This window comes from Pseudomonas baetica (assembly GCF_019733355.1).
Taxonomy (GTDB): domain Bacteria; phylum Pseudomonadota; class Gammaproteobacteria; order Pseudomonadales; family Pseudomonadaceae; genus Aquipseudomonas; species Aquipseudomonas baetica_A.
Genome location: NZ_JAIHLQ010000017.1, coordinates 145747 through 152405, shown reverse-complemented (window position 1 = coordinate 152405; position 6659 = coordinate 145747). Strand labels below are relative to the sequence as shown.

Sequence of the window (6659 nt, the reverse complement as noted above, 5' to 3'; positions counted from 1 at the left end):
CACGGCGGGTTCGCTTACGTTTACCTGCGTACTCGGCATCGGCGAAAGAAATCTGCTTCATGGGGGGATCAACCGTTCAGCTCATGTGATGGGAGATATTTCACCAGATTTTGAAACCTTTTTCAGAGTTTCCTTTAGCGAGTTCGAGGTAATGGGCGGAAAGTTTGCTTGAGTAGGACATCCATGGCCTTTAATTGGGATTACAGTCGTGCGCCTATTGGAATTTCAGGAGCGCTGGACAGTATCGAAGAGCAGTGACATGACTCATCCTATTGAGTGTGTGCTCTTTCAAGTGGGCGCATCGTACTCACGATGATGGCCACTAGCAAGCATCTGATCAAACAACAAGACGAAGTGTTCATTGGTGCTTGTAAGAGATCGCCTTATATGTGGCAGGGGATTCCCTGATACCGCTTTAAATTCTCCGCGTTTGCCCAGCACCCTCCAAACCATTGATCCAGAGCATCCAGCGAAGTCAGGCCACTTCATTTCGAACGACCGTCCCAATAAGCGGCGTAAAGCATGACAAAATTTTTAAAAAATAAAAGTAGGATTCTTCCGAAATCCAATCGATCTCTATAAACAATTTACCGCCGACAACATCCATCAATAAAAGTGCCATCAATTTGATGGCATTTCACTTTCTGAAAGTTTCACAGGGCCGGCAATACTGTACATCAGTGCCAACTCAATAATTATCGAAGTTCCCTCCTACAGTCTTCTCCTTCAATTTACCCCGCACTTTCACATCCGGAATGCTCTGACAAATGTCAGAGATACTTCTTACATCAATTTATTTCCCGCGTTGCTAGCGTGCCTTGGCAAAACTTTTCCGCGCGGCGATCAAGGATGATCGAACACCGCGCCAAGACTCCCATTGCTTAAGGACAAGCGTATGTTCAGTACGGGCAACTGCGCGCCTTTTACCCTGCAAATCCCAGCCGTTCGTCACGATTTCAAGGTGCTTGCCTTTAACGGCACCGAGGCCATCAGCCAGCTTTACTCCGTCCGAATCGAACTGGTCAGCGAGTATCCGGACTTCGATCTGGAGAGCCTGCTCAGCCAACCCGCGTTTCTACAATTCGGCCTCAACGGCGAAGGTATTCACGGGCGCATCGAAGATGTAATGGTCACAGAGTCCGGTAAACGCCTGACCCGCTATGAGCTGACGCTGGTGCCAGCGTTGCACTATCTGCAGTTCAGCCAGGATCAGCGAATTTTTCAGCAGCGTACGGTACCGCAGATCATCGCGCAGGTGCTCGAAAGGCACGGCTTTCAAAGCGATGTATTCACCTTTCACATCAACCCGAATCCGCCGCGTGAGTACTGTACGCAGTACGGCGAAAGCGACTTCATGTTCCTCCAGCGTTTGTGCGCCGAAGATGGAATTGCCTGGCATCACCAGCATTCGGTCGACGGGCATTTACTGGTGTTCACTGACAGCCCAGTGTTCGCCCCCAGTCTGGGTACAACGCACTTTCAGGCCGACAGCGGCATGGTCGCGGAACAATCCGTGGTCAATCAGCTGACCATGGGCTTCAACACGCGCACCAGCACGGTGACCCGTCGTGACTACGATCTTCAACGCCCAAGTCTGCTACTGGAGAGCCGCTTCACCGCCGAATTCAGTCCCGATCTCAAGGACTACCGATACTGATCTATATACGATGGCAATCCTTGGCTGAACCCCAAACCTATGAGGCTTACATCACCATTTGCGAATCGGCTCGGGAAATCATGCGTAAGCCGGAAAAAGCTTTCTGCAGGGCTGATGGCAAATGGATCACGGACTACCGCGATGACATGGGTATTGGCTTGGCTCCCGGCGGTATTGCAAAGGTCTGGCTAAGGGGCGCTTGCCTCAAGTCTGTCGAGATTACTCGGTTCAAAGGGAGTGTAATGAAGGAAGGCCCGTATCAAGGAAAAAACGAGGGGCAGTACGCACTGTCTCTATCACCTGAATCTAAAGCCTACATCGAAAAATTCGGCATTCCCTTCGGGAGCTGGTAAGGAGCATTACCTCATGGAATTGAAACCGCAGTTGTTCGCAGCGCTGATGTGGCTTCCCGCTACCCAGGCGTTTGCAGACACCTCGCCACTGGACGGCCATTACTACCTGACGGGCGCAATGGAAATGGGCGCCGAGTTGCTGTTGCGTAAGGACGGCACCTTTTCTGCTGGTATCGCCTACGGATCGGCTGGCGGTGTCGCCAAGGGAAACTGGTATGTCGAGGAAAACACTCTCATGCTGGAGCAAGAGCCTGCTGCCCAACCAGCAAAGAAGCTTTCCTACAATCTTTCACACGAGAGAACGCTGATCGAACTAAAGGAATATGCCGACAAAGAAAAAAATGAGTTGGCTAAAGAGAGCTACGTTTTAGAGCTACGGTACGATCACCAACCTGCGCCGCCGCCCCTGAAACCCGTGATGGTCAGTCTCGAGTTCGATTCAGGTCCACCGGGTCAATTGCTCTTGAACTCGAATCAACAAACAGACCTCTGGTTTCCTTACGATCACCAGAGAACTCTGAAAAAAATTGGCTTTGGCACAGATCATAATCGTGGAACTTATCAATGGTTCGATGTCGCGGGGGATAGCCGAGCCTTCAATATTGGCTGGAAGAAACGAAAAAACCAGCCCTTAACGTTCGAACAACCAATCGGATTTGATCTGGCGACCACCCGCCAATATCTGGCTCCAGATGAGCGAGAACGAGTTGACCATAACTATTGGTTGACGTTTTATCACTTCGATCCGGTCTCACCACCCGCGATCCATCCAGTGGACGTTCATTGGCAATTCGAAGACGGTTCGACATTGAAGGAGGTTTGGACAGACTCGCAGCGAAACACGCTGACACTGCCGTTCTCCCCAAATAAAGCATTGGCGAAAATCGGTTTGCATACACAAAATTCTCCTGATGAAATCGAGTGGTTCACCGTCATGCCGGAAACTCGATGGGCGACGCTGGACTGGCAAGCCTATCCTGACCCTGCCAACGGCGATCTTTCTGTGTTGTTCAAAGATCTGCAATTAGCCATCGAACCCAACTGCTTGGCCGTCAATTTTGGCAACGGCAAGGCCTGCTTCCGGCGTCAATAAGCCGATTTACAGCCACAAAAAATGGGCACCCGACCGCAATCGGTGTGCCCATTTTTTATTGCGGTTCTCCCCGTGTTCAGGGACTTCGCCGCAATTATGGATTAACGCTGTCTTTCAACGATTTGCCTGGCTTGAACGCAACGGTGTTGCTGGCCTTGATTTTCACCGGCTCGCCGGTTTGCGGGTTTTTGCCGGTGCGGGCGCCGCGGTGGCGTTGCAGGAAGGTGCCGAAGCCCACCAGCGTGACACTGTCCTTGCGGTGCAGAGCGCCGGTGATTTCTTCGAGAACGGCGTTGAGCACGCGGTTGGCCTGTTCTTTGGTCAGATCTGCTTTTTCAGCGATTGCAGCGGCGAGTTCTGGTTTACGCATTAGTGAAGCCCCTTTGACGGTTTTTTGTTGTTATGTCCGTGCTGTTCTCGTTGGAACAGCGCCCAAGGCGCCGCAGGCTCTACTCTGCGGCAGACGGAGTGAGGATGGCACGCGGATACCGGCGGCGCCAGTCTCCACGCGACCTTTGTAGGGGCAAAAGCGGGGTGATTCCGACAGAACGACCGGTATTTACGCCAGCAACGGCGGAAGCTGTTTGTTCAGTGCGAGTTTTTCCATCACTGCCGCGCCGGTCAGGGCATAACCGAGCAACTGGCCGTCAGCGCTATGACACACGGCCTTGATGTCGGCGCCCTGCCCTTCGACTGTCCACACGCCTTCGCTGCCCCGTGGCGGGGGCGAAACCACCAACGGGCACACCGGGGTTTTCACGGTGATCGGCATGGGACCATAGCTCACTGCCGTCGGGTTTCCCGCCAGGGTTTGTGCCAGCGCTCGCGCACAACTCATCAGGGGCATGACGTACAGCAGATTCAGCCCGTCGACCTCGGCGCAGTCGCCCAAGGCGTAGATATTGGCATGGGACGTCTTCAGATGCCGATCGACCACCACGCCGCGATTGACCTGCACGCCAGCAGCCGCCGCCAGATCGATGCGTGGACGCAGGCCGATGGCCGACACCACCACATCGCACGCAATGACCTGACCGTCGGACAGATGCGCTTCCAAACCGTCGGCCACTTTCTGCAGGCGGGTCAGTACCGGGCCGAGGTGGAAACGCGCACCGAGGCTTTCCAGCCCCGCCTGCACGGCTGCCGCAGCGGCCGGGTGCAGCAGCGTCGGCATGACCTGTTCGCACGGGGCGACCAGTTGCACTTCGTAGCCGCCGAGGATCAAGTCGTTGGCGAATTCACAGCCGATCAGGCCGGCGCCGAGTAGCAATACCCGGCGCTTACCGGCGGCGGCGGCACGGAAGCGTGCGTAGTCTTCAAGATCGTTGATCGGGAAAACCAGATCCGCACCGTCGCCCTCAATCGGCACGCGCACGGTTTCTGCGCCCCAGGCCAGGATCAGGTCGCGGTAGGCCACGGCCTCTTCGCCGATCCACAAGCGCTTGTGTCCGGCGTCGATGCCGCTGATGCGCGTGTGGGTGCGCACTTCGGCCTTCAACTGCTCGGCCATGGCGCCCGGTTCGGCCATGCTCAGACCGTCGGCGTCCTTGTTCTTGCCGAAACCGGTCGAGAGCATCGGCTTGGAGTAAGAGCGGCCGTCATCGGCGGTAATCAGCAGCAGCGGGGTTTCGCTATCGAGTTTGCGAAACTCCCGGGCCAGGTTGTAACCCGCAAGCCCGGTGCCGACGATTACGACAGGTGCGTTCATGCCTTACTCCTTGGTGTGTCTCAGTTGATTTCGATCATTTCGAAGTCCATCTTGCCGACGCCGCAGTCCGGGCACAGCCAGTCTTGCGGCACGTCCTGCCACAGGGTGCCCGGCGCGATACCGTCGTCCGGCCAGCCGTCGGCTTCGTTATAGATCAGGCCGCAGACCACACATTGCCACTTTTTCATTCAGGTACTTCCTCAGGATTCAGACGTTTTACCGGCGCGGACGGTCGATGGGTGCTGCGCTGCCATCCGGCTCAGGGCGTTTTGTACTGAGGGTGCCGGGCAGATGCAAGCCTGTTCGGCGCAACGGCGACCCGGTTCCATCAATCTCGCGGCCTGCCATGGTAAGCTCGCCGCCTCATTTGCGGCCAATAATGACTCATTGTGCAACATTCAAATTCCTCTCCGGCCCCGCTCTGGCTGACTCAAAGCCAACTGACGCCCCTCCCCGATTCGTTGACCCTGAGCTGGTTGTTCGACGAAGGTTCGCTGACCCGCCGACTGACCCGCCTGTCGAACGACGGCTTCAGCGTAACGCCGCTGTTTGAGGGCTGGGACACTTTGCGAACCGACGAATGCACCGCGCTGGATCTGGCCGAAGGCAGTGAAGGTTGGGTGCGCGAAGTGTACTTGCGCGGCCATGGCGAGGCCTGGGTGTTCGCCCGCAGCGTGGCCTCGCGCAGCGCCTTGCAGGGCGACGGTTTGCACATGGACGAACTGGGCAGCCGCTCGCTGGGCGAGTTGCTGTTTTGTGATCACGCCTTCCAGCGCCGCGCCATCGAAGTCTGTCACTACCCGGAACATTGGCTGCCACAAGCGTCACGCTCGCCCGACCTGTGGGGCCGTCGCTCGCGTTTCGACCGTGGCGCACTGAGCGTACTGGTAGCGGAAATTTTCCTGCCGAGCCTGTGGAGCGCCGTCCGCGCCGATCCGGAGAACTGCTGATGTACCAGAGCCTGCTCAAGTCCCTGAACCGTTTGAATCCGCGCGCCTGGGATTTCATTCAGTTGACCCGCATGGATAAGCCGATCGGCATTTACTTGCTGCTGTGGCCAACGCTGTGGGCACTGTGGATTGCCGGCAAAGGCTCGCCATCGCTGGCCAACGTGGTGATTTTTGTCCTCGGCGTGGTGCTGACCCGCGCCGGTGGCTGCGTGATCAACGACTGGGCCGACCGCAAGGTCGACGGCCACGTCAAACGCACGGCGCAACGACCGTTGGCCAGCGGCAAGATCAGCTCGAAAGAGGCGCTGGTGTTCTTCGCGCTGCTGATGGGCGTGAGTTTCCTGCTGGTGCTGTGCACCAATGCGCCGACGATCTGGCTGTCGCTGGGTGGTTTGGCGCTGGCCTTCACGTATCCGTTCATGAAGCGCTACACCTATTACCCGCAGGTGGTGCTGGGTGCGGCGTTTTCCTGGGGCATGCCGATGGCGTTCACCGCCGAAACCGGCGAAGTGCCCGCTGCGGCGTGGTTGCTGTGGATCGCCAACCTGCTGTGGACGGTGGGTTACGACACCTATTACGCGATGACCGATCGGGATGACGACCTGAAGATCGGGGTGAAATCCACGGCGATTCTGTTCGGCGAGGCGGATCGGGTGATCATCCTGACGTTGCAGGCGCTGTCGTTGGGTTGCCTGTTGCTGGCGGGTTCGAAGTTCGAATTGGGAATCTGGTTCCATCTCGGCTTGCTGGTAGCGGCGGGATGCTATGCGTGGGAATTCTGGTACACCCGCAGCAAGGACCGGTTGCGCTGCTTCCAGGCGTTTTTACACAACCACTGGGCCGGGCTGGCGATTTTTGTCGGGATCGTGCTGGATTACGCGTTGCATTGAGACAATAC

At 56.6% G+C, this 6659-nt stretch carries 6 protein-coding genes and 2 pseudogenes; 5 read left to right on the top strand and 3 right to left on the bottom strand.

Features of this window, described 5'->3' with window-relative positions:
* Positions 1-895: 895 nt before the first annotated feature.
* From tssI to K5E40_RS17540, 3 genes and pseudogenes are all read left to right on the top strand, one after another.
* Positions 896-1654: pseudogene (tssI, locus tag K5E40_RS17550) on the top strand (type VI secretion system tip protein TssI/VgrG); the annotation flags it as partial.
* Positions 1645-2010: pseudogene (locus tag K5E40_RS17545) on the top strand (DUF2931 family protein); the annotation flags it as partial. The pseudogenes tssI and K5E40_RS17545, both read left to right, overlap by 10 nt.
* A 13-nt stretch (positions 2011-2023) precedes the next feature.
* The gene (locus K5E40_RS17540) at positions 2024-3103 is read left to right on the top strand and encodes a hypothetical protein (protein WP_221731920.1); all 1080 of its coding nucleotides are present in this window, start codon (positions 2024-2026) and stop codon (positions 3101-3103) included.
* Between the two features lie 94 nt (positions 3104-3197).
* Here the strand turns inward: K5E40_RS17540 and K5E40_RS17535 are convergent, their stop codons facing one another.
* The 3 genes from K5E40_RS17535 to K5E40_RS17525 all read right to left on the bottom strand — a co-directional run bounded on the left by K5E40_RS17535 (position 3198) and on the right by K5E40_RS17525 (position 4999).
* Complete coding sequence (locus K5E40_RS17535; RefSeq protein ID WP_003213368.1) at positions 3198-3473, bottom strand: HU family DNA-binding protein; 276 nt, start codon at positions 3471-3473, stop codon at positions 3198-3200.
* A gap of 189 nt (positions 3474-3662) precedes the next feature.
* Positions 3663-4811 (bottom strand): NAD(P)/FAD-dependent oxidoreductase, encoded by a 1149-nt coding sequence (locus tag K5E40_RS17530; protein ID WP_221731916.1) that lies wholly within the window; start codon positions 4809-4811, stop codon positions 3663-3665.
* 20 nt (positions 4812-4831) lie between these two features.
* Positions 4832-4999, bottom strand: coding sequence for a rubredoxin (locus tag K5E40_RS17525; protein WP_221731915.1), 168 nt, complete (start codon positions 4997-4999; stop codon positions 4832-4834).
* A gap of 201 nt (positions 5000-5200) precedes the next feature.
* Here K5E40_RS17525 and K5E40_RS17520 point away from each other — a divergent pair, with 201 nt between their 5' ends.
* Both K5E40_RS17520 and ubiA read left to right on the top strand, forming a co-directional pair.
* Positions 5201-5761: a chorismate lyase gene (locus K5E40_RS17520; protein ID WP_221731914.1), complete on the top strand. Its 561-nt coding sequence runs from the start codon at positions 5201-5203 to the stop codon at positions 5759-5761.
* A complete protein-coding gene (ubiA, locus tag K5E40_RS17515; RefSeq protein ID WP_221731913.1) occupies positions 5761-6651 on the top strand; it encodes a 4-hydroxybenzoate octaprenyltransferase in 891 nt (296 codons plus the stop codon). The genes K5E40_RS17520 and ubiA overlap by 1 nt, the downstream gene beginning before the upstream one ends.
* Positions 6652-6659 lie beyond the last annotated feature (8 nt).